Source organism: Bradyrhizobium semiaridum, assembly GCF_020329505.1.
Lineage (GTDB): Bacteria > Pseudomonadota > Alphaproteobacteria > Rhizobiales > Xanthobacteraceae > Bradyrhizobium > Bradyrhizobium semiaridum.
The window spans coordinates 145,193-161,815 of sequence record NZ_JAGKJJ010000002.1 but is presented as its reverse complement, the minus strand read 5'-3'; the positions used below and the strand labels follow the sequence as shown (position 1 = coordinate 161,815).

General features: G+C 66.0%; 18 protein-coding genes. 7 read left to right on the top strand and 11 right to left on the bottom strand.

Features of this window, described 5'->3' with window-relative positions; genetic code table 11:
• The first annotated feature begins 15 nt into the window (after positions 1-15).
• The 4 genes from J6500_RS03175 (at position 16) to J6500_RS03160 (ending at position 2,815) form a co-directional block, all read left to right on the top strand.
• The gene (locus J6500_RS03175; RefSeq protein ID WP_225711210.1) at positions 16-969 is read left to right on the top strand and encodes a hotdog family protein; all 954 of its coding nucleotides are present in this window, start codon (positions 16-18) and stop codon (positions 967-969) included.
• A gap of 51 nt (positions 970-1,020) precedes the next feature.
• Positions 1,021-1,575, top strand: coding sequence for a carboxymuconolactone decarboxylase family protein (locus J6500_RS03170; protein WP_225711209.1), 555 nt, complete (start codon positions 1,021-1,023; stop codon positions 1,573-1,575).
• Position 1,576: 1 nt separating this feature from the next.
• The gene (locus tag J6500_RS03165; protein WP_225711208.1) at positions 1,577-2,377 is read left to right on the top strand and encodes an SDR family NAD(P)-dependent oxidoreductase; all 801 of its coding nucleotides are present in this window, start codon (positions 1,577-1,579) and stop codon (positions 2,375-2,377) included.
• A 219-nt stretch (positions 2,378-2,596) separates the two neighbouring features.
• Positions 2,597-2,815, top strand: a complete 219-nt coding sequence (locus J6500_RS03160) for a hypothetical protein (protein WP_225711207.1) — start codon at positions 2,597-2,599, stop codon at positions 2,813-2,815.
• A 92-nt stretch (positions 2,816-2,907) separates the two neighbouring features.
• Here the strand turns inward: J6500_RS03160 and J6500_RS03155 are convergent, their stop codons facing one another.
• A complete protein-coding gene (locus tag J6500_RS03155; RefSeq protein ID WP_225711206.1) occupies positions 2,908-6,090 on the bottom strand; it encodes an efflux RND transporter permease subunit in 3,183 nt (1,060 codons plus the stop codon).
• Between the two features lie 28 nt (positions 6,091-6,118).
• Complete coding sequence (locus tag J6500_RS03150) at positions 6,119-7,363, bottom strand: efflux RND transporter periplasmic adaptor subunit (RefSeq protein WP_225711205.1); 1,245 nt, start codon at positions 7,361-7,363, stop codon at positions 6,119-6,121.
• A 205-nt stretch (positions 7,364-7,568) separates the two neighbouring features.
• Here J6500_RS03150 and J6500_RS03145 point away from each other — a divergent pair, with 205 nt between their 5' ends.
• A complete protein-coding gene (locus J6500_RS03145) occupies positions 7,569-8,174 on the top strand; it encodes a TetR/AcrR family transcriptional regulator (protein WP_225711204.1) in 606 nt (201 codons plus the stop codon).
• Positions 8,175-8,280: 106 nt separating this feature from the next.
• Positions 8,281-8,505 (top strand): hypothetical protein, encoded by a 225-nt coding sequence (locus J6500_RS03140; protein ID WP_225711203.1) that lies wholly within the window; start codon positions 8,281-8,283, stop codon positions 8,503-8,505.
• 16 nt (positions 8,506-8,521) lie between these two features.
• Here the strand turns inward: J6500_RS03140 and J6500_RS03135 are convergent, their stop codons facing one another.
• The 9 genes from J6500_RS03135 to phnG are packed head-to-tail and all read right to left on the bottom strand — an operon-like array spanning position 8,522 to position 15,480.
• Positions 8,522-9,133 (bottom strand): pyridoxamine 5'-phosphate oxidase family protein, encoded by a 612-nt coding sequence (locus tag J6500_RS03135; protein WP_225711202.1) that lies wholly within the window; start codon positions 9,131-9,133, stop codon positions 8,522-8,524.
• Positions 9,120-9,755 (bottom strand): phosphonate metabolism protein/1,5-bisphosphokinase (PRPP-forming) PhnN, encoded by a 636-nt coding sequence (phnN, locus tag J6500_RS03130; RefSeq protein WP_225711201.1) that lies wholly within the window; start codon positions 9,753-9,755, stop codon positions 9,120-9,122. Before phnN ends, J6500_RS03135 begins: the two co-directional genes overlap by 14 nt.
• Positions 9,752-10,906: an alpha-D-ribose 1-methylphosphonate 5-triphosphate diphosphatase gene (locus J6500_RS03125; protein ID WP_225711200.1), complete on the bottom strand. Its 1,155-nt coding sequence runs from the start codon at positions 10,904-10,906 to the stop codon at positions 9,752-9,754. The genes phnN and J6500_RS03125 overlap by 4 nt, the downstream gene beginning before the upstream one ends.
• Positions 10,907-10,920: 14 nt before the next feature.
• Positions 10,921-11,619 carry a phosphonate C-P lyase system protein PhnL gene (gene phnL / locus J6500_RS03120; protein WP_225711199.1) on the bottom strand — a complete coding sequence of 233 codons (699 nt, stop codon included), beginning with the start codon at positions 11,617-11,619 and terminating at the stop codon, positions 10,921-10,923.
• Between the two features lie 8 nt (positions 11,620-11,627).
• Entirely contained in the window at positions 11,628-12,425 is a 798-nt protein-coding gene (gene phnK / locus J6500_RS03115; protein ID WP_225711198.1) for a phosphonate C-P lyase system protein PhnK, read from the bottom strand.
• Positions 12,418-13,302, bottom strand: a complete 885-nt coding sequence (locus J6500_RS03110; RefSeq protein WP_225711197.1) for an alpha-D-ribose 1-methylphosphonate 5-phosphate C-P-lyase PhnJ — start codon at positions 13,300-13,302, stop codon at positions 12,418-12,420. Before J6500_RS03110 ends, phnK begins: the two co-directional genes overlap by 8 nt.
• Positions 13,299-14,402, bottom strand: a complete 1,104-nt coding sequence (locus tag J6500_RS03105) for a carbon-phosphorus lyase complex subunit (RefSeq protein WP_225711196.1) — start codon at positions 14,400-14,402, stop codon at positions 13,299-13,301. The genes J6500_RS03110 and J6500_RS03105 overlap by 4 nt, the downstream gene beginning before the upstream one ends.
• A 3-nt stretch (positions 14,403-14,405) precedes the next feature.
• Positions 14,406-15,014 carry a phosphonate C-P lyase system protein PhnH gene (gene phnH, locus J6500_RS03100; RefSeq protein WP_225711195.1) on the bottom strand — a complete coding sequence of 203 codons (609 nt, stop codon included), beginning with the start codon at positions 15,012-15,014 and terminating at the stop codon, positions 14,406-14,408.
• 4 nt (positions 15,015-15,018) lie between these two features.
• Positions 15,019-15,480 (bottom strand): phosphonate C-P lyase system protein PhnG, encoded by a 462-nt coding sequence (phnG, locus tag J6500_RS03095; RefSeq protein WP_225711194.1) that lies wholly within the window; start codon positions 15,478-15,480, stop codon positions 15,019-15,021.
• A 116-nt stretch (positions 15,481-15,596) separates the two neighbouring features.
• Between phnG and phnF the strand changes: the two genes are divergently transcribed.
• Positions 15,597-16,322: a phosphonate metabolism transcriptional regulator PhnF gene (gene phnF / locus J6500_RS03090; RefSeq protein ID WP_225711193.1), complete on the top strand. Its 726-nt coding sequence runs from the start codon at positions 15,597-15,599 to the stop codon at positions 16,320-16,322.
• The last annotated feature ends 301 nt before the right edge of the window (positions 16,323-16,623 follow it).

Genomic DNA, 16,623 nt, shown 5'->3' with positions numbered 1-16,623 from the left:
AAGGGAGACCCGAGGATGCTGACAGTCGAGACTGCGTTCACGACGGAAATCGTGCAAGACGGTGATCTGTTGGTCGGACCATGGCGGCAGCCGAAGCAGATGCTGCAGGCTCAAGTCTACGACTCGCACGCCTCGATCCACGACGATGCGACCGCGAAGAAGCTCGGCTTCCGCGGCGGCACCATCGAGGGTCCGACGCATTTCAGCCAGTTCGCGCCGCTCTGCGAGCGGATATGGGGCCGCGCCTGGTTCGAGACCGGCTGCCTGTCGGCGCATTACCGCAATCCCGCCTTCGAGGGCGAGGAGGTGCAGGCCCGGATCGAGAAGCCGAAGGATGGCCAGACCGTCTGCGCGATCGGCATGATCAAGCGCGACGGCACCGAGGTCTTGCGCGGCACCGCGTCGGTCGGTGGCGACGGCAGCGAAACGGCCCTCAGCCGCCGGCTCGGCGAATTGAAGCCGCTGGCCGATCCCGTCATCCTCGCCGACATCAAGGTCGGCATGAAGACCGCCCGGCAGCCGATCAGGATGGATTTCGACCAGCACATGGGCGACCTCTATCCGTTTTCGCTGGCTGACAAGCTGAAGGTGATCACCGAGCCCTCCGACGGCTACTACGCGCAGGAGCACAATCCCTGGGGCCGCGCCATCATCCCGATGGAGATGCTGAGCGTGCTGTTCCAGTATCGCGCGCGCGAGGACCGGCTGCCGGTGCGGGGCCCCGCGGTCGGGCTGTTCGCCGACCAGGAGATCCGCCTGCTGCGCGGCCCGCTATTCCCCGGCGAGACCTATTTCGCCGAGCGCGAGGTCGTCGCGCTCTCCGGCAGCAAGCGCACCGAAAGCATGTGGGTGCGCACCACCGTGTTCGACGCCGACAGCACGCTGGTTGCGACCATGCTGCTGAACGGAGCCAGCATGAAGGATTCCTACGCCAATTACGAGCGCGAGCACAAAGCCCTCTACGGCTGAAGCGACAGCCGCCTCCCCCCGCAAGCCGCCGAACCAAGGATAACAACAACAATGGCCCGCCTGCCCTATCTCGAAGCCGAACAAGTCGCGCCCGAATATCGCGACATGCTCAAGCGCAACACCAATCTGCACAAGCTGCTGGTGAACTCGCCGGACATGGCGCGCGCCTTCAACGGCATCGGCAGCTACATCCGATTCAAGAGCAAGCTCGATCCGCGGCTGCGCGAGCTTGCGATCCTCCAGGTCGGCTGGCTGGAGAAATCCGAGTACGAATTCACCCACCACGTGAAGATCGGCAAGGAGTTCGGCGTCACCGACGAGGACATCCAGGGGCTGATGGCAGAGACCGACGGCAAGCCGTCGAAGCTCGAGCCGCTGGCGAAGGCGATCCTGAAAGGTGCCCGCGAGATGGTGCGCGAGCTCGCGATGTCGGATGCGACCTTCGCCGAGATCAAGAAGGAGCTCTCCGACGAGCACATGACCGACCTCGTACTGACGATCGCGTTCTACTGCGCCGTGGTGCGCGTGCTCGCCACCATGCAGATCGACAACGAACCCACCTACAAAGAGGTACTTCAGCAGTACCCGATCCCGGGAGTGAAGTGAGATGCGCCTGCAAGATCGTGTCGCCATCGTCGTCGGTGCCGGACAGAGCCCCGGCGAAGGCATCGGCAACGGCCGCGCCACCGCGCTGACCTTTGCGCGCGAAGGCGCCAGGGTGCTGTGCGTCGATCACAATCTGGCCTCGGCGCAGGAGACCGTCGATCTGATCGCGGCGAAGGGCGGCACCGCGGCGGCCTTCAAGGCCGATGTGACGAAGGACGCCGACATCAAGGCGATGGTGGCCGATGCGCATGGGCGCTGGGGCAGCATCGATATCCTGCACAACAATGTCGGGGTCAGCCTGTCCGGCGGCGATGCCGAGCTGCTCGACATTACCGAAGAGGCGTTCGACCGCTGCGTCGCGATCAATCTGAAGAGCTGCATCCTCGCCGCCAAACATGTGATCCCGATCATGCGCAAGCAGCAGCGCGGCGCGATCATCAATATCTCGTCGATGGCCGCGATCACGACCTACCCGTACGTGGCCTACAAGGCGACCAAGTCGGCGATGATCGCCTTCACCGAACAGCTCGCCTACCAGAATGCGCAGTACGGCATTCGCGCCAATGTGATCCTGCCGGGGCTGATGAACACGCCGATGGCCGTGGACACCCGTGCGCGCGAATTCAAGAAGAGCCGTGCCGAGGTCGAGGCCGAGCGCGACAGCAAGGTGCCGCTGCGGCAGAAAATGGGCACCGGCTGGGACGTTGCCAATGCGGCGCTGTTTCTCGCCTCCGACGAGGCCAATTTCATTACCGGTGTCACGTTGCCGGTGGATGGCGGTGCCAGCGTGCGGCGCGGTTAACAGGTCGATCTGTGCGATTAACCTGTGTGACCTGACCGCCGTTAATCTCTGTGACGAGATCACGCGTCAATGCGCCCAACGATTCGAAAAACTTGAAACATTCCAATGACACGGCGATGTGACGAGGCGTCCACATAAATCGAAATCCTGACTCGTTGTGGTCGCACGAAATTCATCTGCGCTCTGTATCTGGCTGCCCAGAAATTGGAGTGCCTGGACATGAGCGAAGAACTCGAACTCAGACCTGATCAGTGGGATGCGTTGAAGGCGCTGCGGGCCCCCGCGGCAAACCCTTCCAGACTGAACCGGTATGCGGTCGATAGCCTTGTGACCCTCGGCTTTGTTGCGGTGCGGGGCGATTCGTTCGCGTTGACACCGGCGGGCCGCAAGATGCTGGTCCGCGGTTCGTCACAATTGCTGCTCGACATCGCCGCCTGAAATCACTGGAAACGCCTCAAACGAGAGCCTCGGTTCCGATCGACATCGGAACCGAGGCTCTCGCTTTTGATGTGGAGCGAACCCGCGCGGCATCATGCCGCGTGGGTGTTTCCGGGAATGGTCGCCTCGCCGTGCTGCGTCAGCGGCTTCATGCCAGTGAGACTGCGCAGCAGCACATAGAATACCGGCGTCAGGAACAGGCCGAAGATCGTGACGCCGATCATGCCCGAGAACACCGCAACGCCCATCGCGCGCCGCATCTCCGAACCGGCGCCGGTCGAGAGCACCAGCGGCAGCACGCCCATGATGAACGCCATCGACGTCATGAGGATCGGCCGCAGCCGCAGCCGGCTCGCCTCGATCGCGGCCCGGATCGGCGAACGGCCAGCGAATTCGAGCTCACGCGCGAACTCGACGATCAGGATCGCGTTCTTCGCCGACAGGCCGACCAGCACGATCAGGCCGATCTGGGTGAAGACGTTGTTGTCGCCCTTCGACAGCCAGACGCCGAACATCGCAGCGAGCAGGCCCATCGGCACGATCATGATGATCGAGAGCGGCAGCGCGAGGCTCTCATAGAGCGCGGCGAGCACCAGGAACACCAGCAGGATCGCGAGCGGAAATACCCAGATCCCGGAATTGCCGGCGATGAACTCCTGATAGGTCAGGTCGGTCCATTCGAAGGCAAAGCCGGGCGGCAACACCTCGGCTGCGATCCGCGTCGCCGCCTCCTGCGCCTGGCCGGAGGAATAGCCGGGCGCCGCGGCGGCGTTGATGTCCGACGACAGGAAGCCGTTGTAGCGGATCGCGCGCTCCGGACCGGCGCTCTGGCGCACCTTCAGCAAGGCCGACAGCGGCACCATGTCGCCCGACGACGAGCGCACCTTCAACTGCCTGATGTCGTCGGCGCGCGCGCGGAACGGCGCGTCGGCCTGCACATAGACCGAATAGGTGCGGCCGAACTTGTTGAAGTCGTTGACGTAGTAGGAGCCGAGATAAATCTGCAGCGTGTTGAACACCTCCGTCACCGGCACACCGAGCTGCAACGCCTTGGTGCGGTCGATATCGGCGAACAGCTGCGGCACGTTGACCTGGAAGCTGGAGAACGCGCCGGCGATCTCCGGCGCCTTCGAGATCGCCGCCATGAACGCCTTGGTCGCGTCGTTCAGCGCGTCATAGCCGAGGCCGGCACGGTCCTCGATCTGTAGCTTGAAGCCGCCGATGGTGCCGAGGCCGTTGACCGGCGGCGGCGGGAACATGGCGATGAAGGCTTCCTGGATGCCGGCATATTTCTTGTTTAGCTCGGCCGCGATCGCATTGCCGCTGAGCGCGGGATCCTTGCGCTCGTCGAACGGTTTGAGCGTCGAGAACACGATGCCGGCGTTGGAGGAGTTGGTGAAGCCGGAGATCGACAGGCCCGGGAACGCCACCGAGCTCTCGACACCGGGCTGGGTCAGCGCGATGTCGCTCATCTTGCGGATCACCTCCTCGGTGCGGTCGAGCGTGGCGCCGTCAGGCAGCCGCGCGAACCCGACCAGATACTGCTTGTCCTGGCCTGGCACGAAGCCGCTCGGCACCTGCTTGAACAGCACGCCGGTCAGGCCGACCAGCACCACATAGAGACCGATCACCGCGGCCTTGCCGTAGATCACCTTGGTGACGGTGCGGCCATAGTTCTCGGACGACTTCGTGAACACCTTGTTGAAGCCGCGGAAGAACCAGCCCAGCGACTTCTCCATGATCAGCGTCAGGCGGTCCTTGGGCTCGTGATGGCCCTTCAGCAGCAGCGCCGCCAGCGCCGGCGAGAGCGTCAGCGAGTTGATGGCGGAGATCACGGTCGAGATCGCGATCGTCAGCGCGAACTGCTTGTAGAACTGGCCGGTGAGGCCGGAGATGAACGCCAGCGGCACGAACACCGCGATCAGCACCAGCGCGATCGCGATGATCGGACCCGACACTTCGCGCATCGCCTGGTTGGTGGCATCGCGCGGCGACAGCCCGGATTCGATGTTGCGCTCGACGTTCTCGACCACGACGATGGCGTCGTCGACCACGATGCCGATCGCGAGCACGAGGCCGAACAGGCTGAGCGCGTTGATCGAAAAGCCGAACACATGCATCACCGCAAACGTGCCGACGATCGACACCGGCACCGCCAGCAGCGGGATGATCGAGGCGCGCCAGGTCTGCAGGAACAGGATCACGACCAGCACGACCAGCGCGATCGCCTCGAGCAGGGTGTGGATCACGGCCTCGATCGAGGAGCGCACGAACTGGGTCGGGTCGTAGACGATCTGGTAGGACACACCCTCCGGCATGTTCTTCTTGATCTCGGCCATGGTGGCGCGGACGTTGTCCGAGATCTGCAGCGCGTTGGAGCCCGGGGCCTGGAAGATCGGCAGCGCCACCGCCTGCTTGTTGTCGAGCAGCGAGCGCAAGCCGTATTCGGACGCGCCGAGCTCGATCCGCGCGACGTCGCGCAGCCGCACCACCTCGCCATTCGCGCCGGTCTTGACCACGATGTCGCCGAACTGTTCCTCGGTCGACAGCCGTCCCTCGGCGTTGACCGAGAGCTGCAGGTCGATGCCCTTGACGCTCGGCGAGGAGCCGACCACGCCGGCGGCGGCCTCGACGTTCTGCGCCTGGATCGCCTTGACGATATCGTTGGCGGTCATTGCATGCTCGGCCGCCTTCTGCGGATCGACCCAGATCCGCATCGAATAGTCGCCGGCGCCGTAGAGCTGGACGTCGCCGACGCCGTCGATCCGTGCCAGCCGGTCCTTGACGTTGAGCACCGCGTAGTTGCGCAGATACGTCATGTCGTAGCGGTTGTTCGGCGACAACAGATGCACGACCATGGTGAGGTCGGGCGAGCTCTTCTTGGTGATGATGCCGAGCTGGCGCACCACCGCCGGCAGGCGCGGCTCGGCCTGCTGCACGCGGTTCTGCACCAGTTGCGTCGCCTTGTCGGGATCGGTGCCGAGGCGGAACGTCACGGTCAGCGTCATCGCGCCGTCGGTGGTGGCCTGGCTCGACATATAGAGCATGCCCTCGACGCCGTTGATCTGCTCCTCGATCGGCGTTGCCACCGTCTCGGCGATTACCTTGGGATTGGCGCCGGGATAGGTCGCGCGGACCACCACCGAGGGCGGCACCACGTCGGGGTATTCCGAGATCGGCATCGCAAACAGCGAGATCAGGCCGGCAAGGAAGATCAGGATCGATAGCACGCCGGCGAAGATCGGCCGGTCGATGAAGAATTTTGAGAGATTCATGGTGGTGCCCCTGGGGCGCAGCGAAGGCTCAGCGCTGCGCCGTGTTCTGCCTGGTTTCGGCGGCTGCCTGCTGCATGCCGCGCGCGCCCATCTCGGCGACCTCCAGCTTCAGGAGGGCGCCGGGGCGCACGCGCTGCAGGCCGTTGACGACGATACGCTCGCCCGACTTCAGGCCAGCGGTGACGATGCGCAGGCCGTCGACCGCGCCGCCGAGCGTGACCGAGCGGTACACCGCGCGGCTGTCGTCGCCGACGACCATGACGAACTTCTTGTCCTGGTCGGTGCCGACGGCGCGCTCGTCGATCAGCACCAGCGTCTGCTGCTGCGGCTGGCCCATGCGCACCCGCGCGAACTGTCCGGGGATCAGCCGGCCGTCGTCGTTACGGAAGGTGGCGCGGACGCGGATGGTGCCGCTCTGGCTGTTGACCTGGTTGTCGATCAGCTGGATGTGGCCCTTGGCACCGAGGCCGCCGGAGGTCGTCATCTCGACCGGGATCCTGGCGAGATTGCCACGCTGGCCGGAGCCGTCGGCGATCGAGTTCAGCGCGCGCAGCACCATTTCCTCGTCGGCATCGAAGCTCGCGTAGATCGGATTGACCGAGACCAGCGTGGTCAGCACCGGCGATGCGGTGCCGGCGGCGACGAGGTTGCCGACGGTGACCTCGATCTTGCCGACGCGGCCATCGACCGGCGCGCGCACCTCGGTGTAGTCGAGATTGAGTTTGGCCGTCTGCAGCGTCGCCTCCGCCGCCTTGACGTTGGCGATCGCCTCGCGATTGGCGTTGTCGCGCTGGTCGAAATCACGCCGGGTGACGACGTTGTTGCCGACCAGAGCTGCGCCGCGCTCGACCTCGCTGGCGGTGAACACGGCTCTCGCCTTCGCCGCCTCGAGCTGGGCCTGGGCCTTGTCGACCTCGGCGGCATAGGGCGCCGGATCGATCTTGAACAGGACATCGCCGGCCTTCACCAGCGCGCCCTCGGTGAAGTTGGTCGCGAGGATCGCGCCGGCGACTCGCGGCCGGAGTTGGATGCGGTCGACGGCCTCGAGCCGGCCGGAGAACTCCTCGAACAGCGTGGCCGGGCGCGGCTCGACGATGGCGACAGTGACGGGCACCGCCTGCTCGGGAGCCGCCGCGGGCGCCGTCGCTTGCGCGGCATAAAAATAGCGGCCGGTGGTGATCGAACCGGCCACCGCGAGGCCGCCGAGGATCACAATACCTCCAACAATGGATCGGAAACGGCCGGAACGGGGATCTTGGGTTGACGAAGGCATGAGCGCGCTCCAAATCGATCTGTAGTGCTCGCTACAGATGTGGAGCTGGACGCGGCTTCGCAAGATACTTATGTATCGGACGCTATGAATTTCTTAGCGCGTTTCTGGGGAAATGGAAAGTCGCGGAAAAACATCACGTCCAACAACGAGATAGGCTAGGGACAATCCCGTCGTAGAAACGGCACCCGGCTTACGGAGCAACGAAATGGGTATGGGACGCCCCCGCGCATTCGACGCGGACGCCGCTTTGGACCAGGCCATGGAGGTGTTCTGGCGCCACGGCTATGAGGGCGCGACGATCGCGCAGCTCACCGAGGCAATGCACATCAATCCGCCGAGCCTCTATGCCGCCTTCGGCAGCAAGGAAGGCCTGCTGAAGGCCGCGCTCGACCGCTACACCGAGAAACGCGACGCCTGGATGGAGAAGGTGTTGGGCGCGCCCACCGCCCGCGAGGTCGCCGAACGCTTCCTGATGGAGCATGCGGACGCCCAGACCGACCCTGCCAACCCGCCTGGCTGTCTGCTGGTCCAGGGTGGCCTGGCCTGCGGCACTGGCTCGGCGAATGTTCCCTTCGAGCTGGCGGCGCGCCGCAATCACACCGAGGATCAATTGCGTGACCGTTTTGTCCGCGCCAAGGCGGACCGCGATCTGGGCGACGGCGCCGACCCTGCGTCGCTCGCGCGCTACCTCTCCGCCGTCGCGTCAGGCATGTGCGTGATGGCCTCCTCCGGTGCGACCCGCGAGGCGCTGCGCGAGATCGCGGCCGTGTCGCTGAAGGCGTTCGAGGAGCAGTCGAAGGGCGACGCGTAACGGCGCTTCGCCACATCGGCAACCTGTCAAATTCATCGCGCTGTCACGGAACGCGGCCCGATCGGCGCCGGTTGTCCCGCGTCATGTCGTGAGCGGGAGACGACCAATGAATGCCGAGGATACGCAACAGCAACCCCAGCAGGACCCCCAGTCAGCGCAGCCGCAGCCGGTTCGCCACGGCGCCGGTTTCTATGCCGGCATCGTCGGTGGCCTTGCGGTGATCGCGATCCTGGTTGGGCTCTCGCTCACCACTGGCCTGCCCGGGATGCACAGCACGCCGACGGCGCAAGTCTCCGGTCAGTCCGTGGTCGGCAAGACCGCGTCCGACTGATCGCGGCCGCCCGCGCTCACCACATCGTCTGCCGCGCGCGCTCGGGCCATTCCCGGTCGTACTTCTCGCCGCCGACCGTGTTCTCGCTCATCTCGGCGAGGATCTGGCCTGGTGTCGGCAACGACCTCGGATCGACCCGCTTGTCGGGATTCCAGAGATCGGAGCGCACGATGGCGCGGGCGCATTGGAAGTAGATCTCGTCCACGGTCATCACGATGACGGTGCGCGGCGTTTTGCCTTCCATCTCGAATGAAGCCAGCAGTTCCCGCTCGGCCGTGACATAGGCGCGGCCGTTGACGCGCAGCGTGCTGCCGGAGCCCGGGATCAGGAACAGCAGCCCGACACGCGGATCGCGTACGATGTTGCGCAACGAATCGCAGCGATTGTTGCCGCGGCGGTCCGGCATCATCAGCGTCTTGTCGTCGTGGATGCGGACGAAGCCCGGCAGGTCGCCGCGCGGCGAGCAGTCGAGGCCCTCTGGCCCCGACGTCGCCAGCGACACGAACGGCGATTTCTCGATCAGCACCCGATAGAGCGGCGTCACCCGATCGGCGACCTTCACGGTCGACGCGTCGTTCGGGAAGCCATAGATCGCTTCGAGCTGCTCGATCGTTTCAATCACCGACATCAGCGTCACTTCTCCCTTGCTGCTGCTTATCGTCCCAACGCTCGCCCTTGATGACGCGGACCAGCTGCCGCGCGTGATATTCGGCGGTGCCGGAGTTCACGATCGTGACATCGGGCGTGGCCGTCGTCTCGTCGACGCTGCGCGCCAGCCGCTGTGCGAGCTGGCCGTCGCTGGCACGGGCCCGCGCCGCAAGGCGCGCGGCAAGCACGTCAGGCGGCGCGGTGATCGAGACCACGACGACGTTGGCATAGTCGCGGCGCGCGGCCGCGATCACGGTGCGCGAAACATTGGCGATCACGGTGCGGCCGGCGCGGATGTCGTCACCGATCGCCCGCGACAGCGCGTAACGATGCCCATGCGCCTCCCAGTGCATCGCGTAGTCGCCATTGGCGACGCCGCGCTGAAACTGCTCCGCACTGACCTCGTCATTGTCCTCCGACGCCGACGCGGCGCGGGTGATCAGACGGCGCGGAAACACGATGCCGCTGATATCGGCACAGGCTGCCTTCGCCAGCGACAACAGCGTATCCTTGCCGGCACCGCTCGGCCCGACGACCAGGATCAGGCGGCCTGGGCCGATCGATCGGGCATGCTGCTCGGCGACGACGGACGCGTCGGTCATGCGACCCGCCCTCCCTCGCGCCAGACGCTGCGCACCACCGGAAGGTCGCGCGCGACATGGACGCGGATCAGGTCGGCGCGCCGGCCGACCGCGATCTCGCCGCGGTCGGACAGGCCGACCGCCTCGGCCGGCGTCTTGGTCACGGTGCGGACCGCGGCGGCAAGATCGATCGCCGGCACATGCCGCGGCAGCTGCAGCGCCGCCATCAAGAGGCTCGAGGGGATGTAGTCCGACGACAGGATGTCGAGAACGCCCTCGCGCGCGAGATCGACCGCCGCGATGTTGCCGGAATGCGAACCGCCGCGAACGACGTTCGGCGCCCCCATCAGGATATCGATCCCGGCGGTGTGCAGCCCGCGCGCGGCTTCCATCGTGGTCGGGAATTCGGCGACGGCGACCTTGTCGTTGATCGCATCGGCCACGTTCTCTTCCGTGGTGTCGTCATGGCTCGCCAGCGGGATGCCATGCTGCTGCGCCAGCGCGACGATCGCGCGGACATTGGTCGCGGCATATTGCTTCTGATAGTCGAACCGCCGCGCGAACAGCACGTCGAGCTCGGCGTCGGTCATGCCGCCGCCCTTGCCGCGGTAATAGTCGCGCAGCTTCACCTCGTCGCGGAACTGGCGCTGGCCCGGCGTGTGGTCCATCAGCGACATCAGCCGCACGTCCGGCCGGCCGACCAGTTCCTTGGCCTCCTCCACCACCGAGGGCATCGGCACCTCGCAGCGCAGATGCAGGAAGTGATCGGCACGCAGCAAATTCTCTTCGCGCGCGGCGGAGATCGCCGCCGCCAGCACGCCGGCGCGGCCGTCGACCTCCTCGGCGCCGTCCTCGCGCCAGACTCTCAGCGAATCCAGCACCGTGGTGATGCCCGAGGTGGCAAGCTGGCCGTCATAGGAGATCACGGCGGCGATCGGATTCCAGAACACCTTCGGCCGTGGCACATAGTGCATCTCGAGATGGTCGGTGTGCAGCTCGATCAGGCCGGGCATGATCAGGTCGCCGCCGGCGTCCTCCGCCGCTTCGGGCGCCCGGCCCTCGCCGAATTCGGCGATCTTGCCGTCAGATATCGCCACCCAGCCCTGCTCGATCACGCGATCGGCGAGAACGACCCTCGCGTTGCCGATGATGGTGTCTTGCTTGGCGGTCATTTCAAATGGTTCCTTCAGGCAGCAGCGGCGAACGAGGTCACGTCGACGATCCGGTCGGCGATCAGATGGCGGATCTCGTCATCATGGACGATCGCGACCATCGCGACGCCCTTAGTCTTCTTCTCGGCAATCAGCTCGACCACAACTGCGCGATTCGCCGCATCGAGCGAAGCGGTCGGTTCGTCCAGCAACAGGATGGGAAGGTCGGAGATGAAGCCGCGTGCGATGTTGACACGCTGCTGCTCGCCGCCGGAGAAGGTCGAGGGCGGCAACGTCCACAGCCGCTCGGGGATGTTGAGCCGGCGCAGAAGATGGCCGGCGCGGGTGCGGGCCTCCTCGCGCGCCACGCCGTTGACGATCAGCGGCTCGGCGACGACGTCGATGGTCGCGACCCGCGGCACTGCGCGGAGGAACTGGCTGACATAGCCGATGGTCGAGCGGCGGATGCTCAGCACCTGGCGCGGCTCGGCGGTGGCGAGGTCGATCACCGCGCCGTGGTGGCGGATGCCGATCCGGCCGCTGTCGCAGCGGTAATTGCCGAAGATCATCTTGAGGATGGAGGATTTGCCGGCGCCCGACGGGCCCGACAGCACGACGCATTCGCCTGGCTCGACATGGAACGAGACGCCGCGCACCACGGGCAGCTCGACGCCGCCCTGCAGATGCATGGTGAAGGTCTTTTCGGCGTTGGCGAGTTCGATCATCGCGGTCATTGGCAGGCTCATGGCGGTAGGATCGAGGAGACGAGCAGTTGGGTATAAGGCTCGCGCGGGTCGTCAAGCACCTGGTCGGTCAAGCCGGTCTCGATGACGCGGCCGCCCTTCATCACCATGACCCGATGCGACAACAGCCGCGCGACGGCGAGATCGTGGGTGACGACGATGGCGGCGAGACCGAGCTCGCTGACCAGGTTGCGCATCAAATCGAGCAGGCGCGCCTGCACCGAGACGTCGAGGCCGCCGGTCGGCTCGTCCATGAACACCAGCCGCGGCTCGGTGACGAGGTTGCGGGCGATCTGCAGCCGCTGCCGCATGCCGCCCGAATAGGTCTTCGGCGCATCGTCGATGCGGCCGACGTCGATCTCGACCCGCTCCAGCCAGGTCGAGGCGCTGTCGCGGATTTTGCCGTAGTGATTCCAGCCCACCGCCATCAGCCGTTCGCCGACATTGGCGCCGGCCGAAACGCCCATGCGCAGACCCTGCGCCGGATCCTGATGCACGAAGCCCCAGTCGGTGCGGAACAGGAAGCGGCGCTCGGCCTCGCCGAGTACGGCGAGGTCGCGCAGCACGCCGTCGCGCATCCGGTACGACACGCGTCCCGCGCTCGGCGCGAGCTGCGCCGAGAGCAGCTGCAGCAGCGTCGACTTGCCCGAGCCGGATTCGCCGACGATCGCCAGCACCTCGCCCGGATAGAGCGAGAACGAGATGTCGCGGCAGGCCGCGAGCTGGCCATAGTTCTTGGCGAGCCCGTCGGCAACCAGCAGCGGCTGGTCGTTGTCGAGATGAGACGCCTCAGACATGCGCCTTCTCCTTGTGCGGCGCCGCCCTTTCGGTGCCGTGATGGCCGGCGGCCTGGCGCTGCTCGCAGAAATCGGTGTCGGAGCAGACGAACATCCGCCCGCCTCTGTCGTCGGTGACGATCTCGTCGAGATAGGAATTGTCGGCGCCGCACAGCGCGCAGGGCGCGTCGAAGCGGTAGCGCGTGAACGGGTGGTCCTCGAAATCCAGCGATACTACCGTGGTGTAGGGCGGGATCGCATAGATGCGCTTCTCGCGGCCGGCGCCGAACAGCTGCAGCGCCGCGCAATTGTCCATCTTCGGATTGTCGAATTTCGGCGTCGGCGACGGGTCCATCACGTAGCGCGCATTCACCTTCACCGGGTAGGCGTAGGCGGTCGCGATGTGGCCGAAGCGCGCGATGTCCTCGTAGAGCTTGACATGCATCAGGCCGTATTCGGCCAGCGCATGCATGCGCCGCGTCTCGGTCTCGCGCGGCTCGAGGAAGCGCAGCGGCTCGGGGATCGGCACCTGATAGACCAGCACCTGCCCCGCATGCAGCTCGGCCTCGGGAATGCGGTGCCGCGTCTGGATCACGGTGGCGTCGGTCGTCGATGTGGTCGTCGCAACGCCCGCGGTCTTGCCGAAGAACTTGCGGATCGAGATCGCGTTGGTGGTGTCGTCGGAACCCTGGTCGATGACCTTCAGCACGTCGTCAGGCCCGAGGATCGCCGCGGTCACCTGCACGCCGCCGGTGCCCCAGCCATAGGGCATCGGCATCTCGCGGCTGGCGAACGGCACCTGATAGCCGGGGATCGCGATCGCCTTGAGGATCGCGCGGCGGATCATCCGCTTGGTCTGTTCGTCGAGATAGGCGAAGTTGTACGTCGGCGCGTTCATTCCGCGGCCTCCCGCAGTTCCGGCGTATCGTTGGCTTCCGCGAACTCCTGCCGCAGCTTGCGTAAGAGGCCGAGCTCGGACTGGAAGTCGACATAGTGCGGCAGCTTCAGATGCTCGACGAAGCCGGTCGCCTGCACATTGTCGGAGTGCGACATCACGAACTCCTCGTCCTGCGCCGGCGACCTTGCCTCCTCGTCGAGCTCGCGGGCCCGCAGCGCGCGGTCGACCAGCGCCATCGACATGGTCTTGCGCTCGCTCTGCCCGAAGGCGAGGCCGTAGCCGCGGGTGAAGCACGGCGCCTCGGTCGCCGAGCCCTTGAACTGGTTGACCATCTGGCACTCGGTCAATTCGATCGAACCGAGCGGCACCGCGAAGCCGGCATCCTCGGCAAAGAACTCGACCTCGACGTCGCCGAAGCGGATCTCGCCGGCGAACGGATGGTTGCGGCCGTAGCCGCGCTGCGTCGAGTAGCCGAGCGCAAGCAGGAAGCCCTCGTCGCCGCGCGCCAGATTCTGCAGCCGCAGGTCGCGGTCGGCGGGGAAGCTCAGCGGCTCGCGCGTGAGGTCGCCGACCGGCGCATCCGGTTCGGCCTGCGGCGAGGATTCGATCAGGCCGTCGCGGCCGAGGATGTCGGTCACCCGCGGCGCCGGCGTCTGCGGCGCCTCGGCCGTTGCCGGCTGCTCCGGCACGAAACCTTCCGCGAGCTGCGGATCGAGCAGGCGGTGGGTGTAGTCGAAGGTCGGGCCGAGGATCTGGCCGCCCGGAATATCCTTGAAGGTCGAGGAGATGCGGCGGCGCACCTGCATCTCGCCGGTGTTGACCGGCTCGCTGGCGCCGAAGCGAGGCAGCGTGGCGCGGAAAGCGCGGACCAGGAAGATCGCCTCGATCATATCGCCGCGCGCCTGCTTGATCGCCAGCGCCGCGAGCTCGCGGTCGTAGAGCGAGCCTTCGGTCATGACGCGGTCGACGCCGAGCGAAAGCTGCTCGGAGATCTGCGCCAGCGTCACCTCCGGCACATCGCGGTCGCCACGCCGCTCATGCGCGAGCAGACGGTGGGCGTTCTCGATGGCGCGTTCGCCTCCCTTGACGGCTACATACATCGCTTACACTCCGCTTGCGACCAGCCGCGTGGTGCGCGGGATCGCCACTATCGCATCGTCATGGACCAGCACGACATCGATGCCGCGCGGGAACAAGGCTTCGTTGACGGCAAGCCGTGCGAACAGATCGCGCGGCCGGATCATCGCCTGCAGCAGCACGGTGCCGTCGATGCCGGGGCCCTTCAGCTCGAAGGCCGGCCCCTGCGTCAGGCCGTCGACCTGCAGGATCAGCGTGGTCGACCTATCCGGATATTCGCTGCTGCCGAATGCGAAGCGCTCCAGCGCCGGAAGATTCTCGGCATCGCCGACCAGCGCGAAGCTCGCGATCGACGGCTCCCCAATCACCGGGGCGCTGGTGTGAAACTTCAGCCAGCGCGCGACACTTGGTGTCGCCGTTATCGCCGCATCGAGCCAGATCGGCGTGTCGTGATCGAACAGCGTCAGCGCGATCGCGGCCGCGCCGCGCATCAGCCCAGCGGGCGTTCCCACGCTCGCGGTGACGCGCTGAACGCTGCCCGGACGGGCCATCGCATCCATCACCGAGCGGAAGGTCGACTGGGCCGACAACACCTTGTCGGCAAATCCTGCGGGCAGTTCGGCAATCGTCGTCATCGCATCACCCCTCACCACGCACCATCGTGTAGAAATCGACCCGCGTCGCCGCGGTCTCCTCGGCCTTGCGATTGCGCGCGGCGAGCATCGCCGCGCGCAGCGGCTCAATCACCTTGGCCTCGACCTCGTCGGACAACTCCGCCGACTGCACCATGGCGTCGCACAGCGCGATCATCCGCGCCTTCTGCGCGTCGCGGCCGAGCGTGTAGCCGAAGCCGACCTCGCCGGTCGCAAGCCGCACCGCCGCGCGCGACACCGTCGCCTCGCCGAGATTGAACGGCGCGCCGTCGCCGCCGATCCGGCCGCGCAACATCACGAGACCGTTTTCCGGCTCGCGCAGGTTCTCATGCGCAGGCACTGCGATGTCAGCGAGAAAGCCTGCGATTTCGGCAGCGTCGGAATGCGCCAGCACAGCCATGGCGGCCTTGCGCTGCGCCGTCTTGCTGTTTCGTCCGGTCGTAGTCATGTGCAGCTCTCGGGCAACCTTGCCTGAATCAAGTTGTCTATGATACTAGACAACTTGATAACCAAACGCCATGACTGTTTCGTGACAATTCCAAGATTTCTGGCTATCACCGCGGCATGAGCATGCAGGAAAGTTCCGGTGTCGCCTTGTGGCGGCAGGTCGCCGACGGCATCGAGCGCGGCATCGCCGACGGCCGCTTTGCTGCGGGCGAAAAGCTGCCCGCCGAGATGGAGATCGCCGAGACCTACCGGGTCAACCGCCATACCGTTCGGCGGGCGCTGGCGGCGCTGGCGGAACGCGGCCTGGTGCGCGCCGAGCGCGGCAGCGGCACCTATGTCGAGGCCCAGCGCCTCGCCTACCCCTTGCGCTCACGCACGCGGTTCTCCGAGATCGTCGGCGCCGGCGGCCAGGAGCCGCGCGGCCAGCTGATCGAGGCCGGCGACGACATCGCCAGCCGCGAGCTCGGGCAGGTGCTCGGACTGAAGACCGGCGCGCCGCTGATCCGGATCGAGGCGGTTCGGTTCGCCGACCGCACGCCGATCTGCGTCTCCACCACCTGGCTGTCGGCCGAACGCTTTCCCGATGCCGGCACCGTGTTCGCCAATCTGCGCTCGATGACCAAGCTGCTGGCGCATTACGGCATCAGGGACTACCGGCGCTCCACCACCCGGATCACCGCAGCGATTGCCGACGCCACCGACGCCGCGCGGCTCGATCTCGCGCTGGGACGCCCGGTGCTGGTGGTCGACGCCACCGACGTCGACACCGCGGACAAGCCGCTGGTGACCAAGCGCTCGCGCTTCGCCGCCGAGCGCGTCGAGTTCCTGGTGGAGAACAGCTAGTTAGTCGCCCTTCGAGCAAAGGCACCAGGCTCGCGCATTTCGGAATATTGGAAGAATACCCCTGCGTTGCCCGACGTGTCAAGCGGCCGTCGAACACCGGCAGCCGCCGGCTCCTTTGCATGGGGTTATTTTCATGATTCGGCTCTGCCGCCTCAACGGAGGGCGGAACCGATGATCGCGAACCTTTTTTTCTCCCTCTCCCCTTCTTTACGGAGAGAGGATTGGGGTGAGAGGCTCGCTCCGCGGAAACGGTGAACGACTGACTCGCGGAGAGCCCCCTCACCCGGATCGCATTCATGCG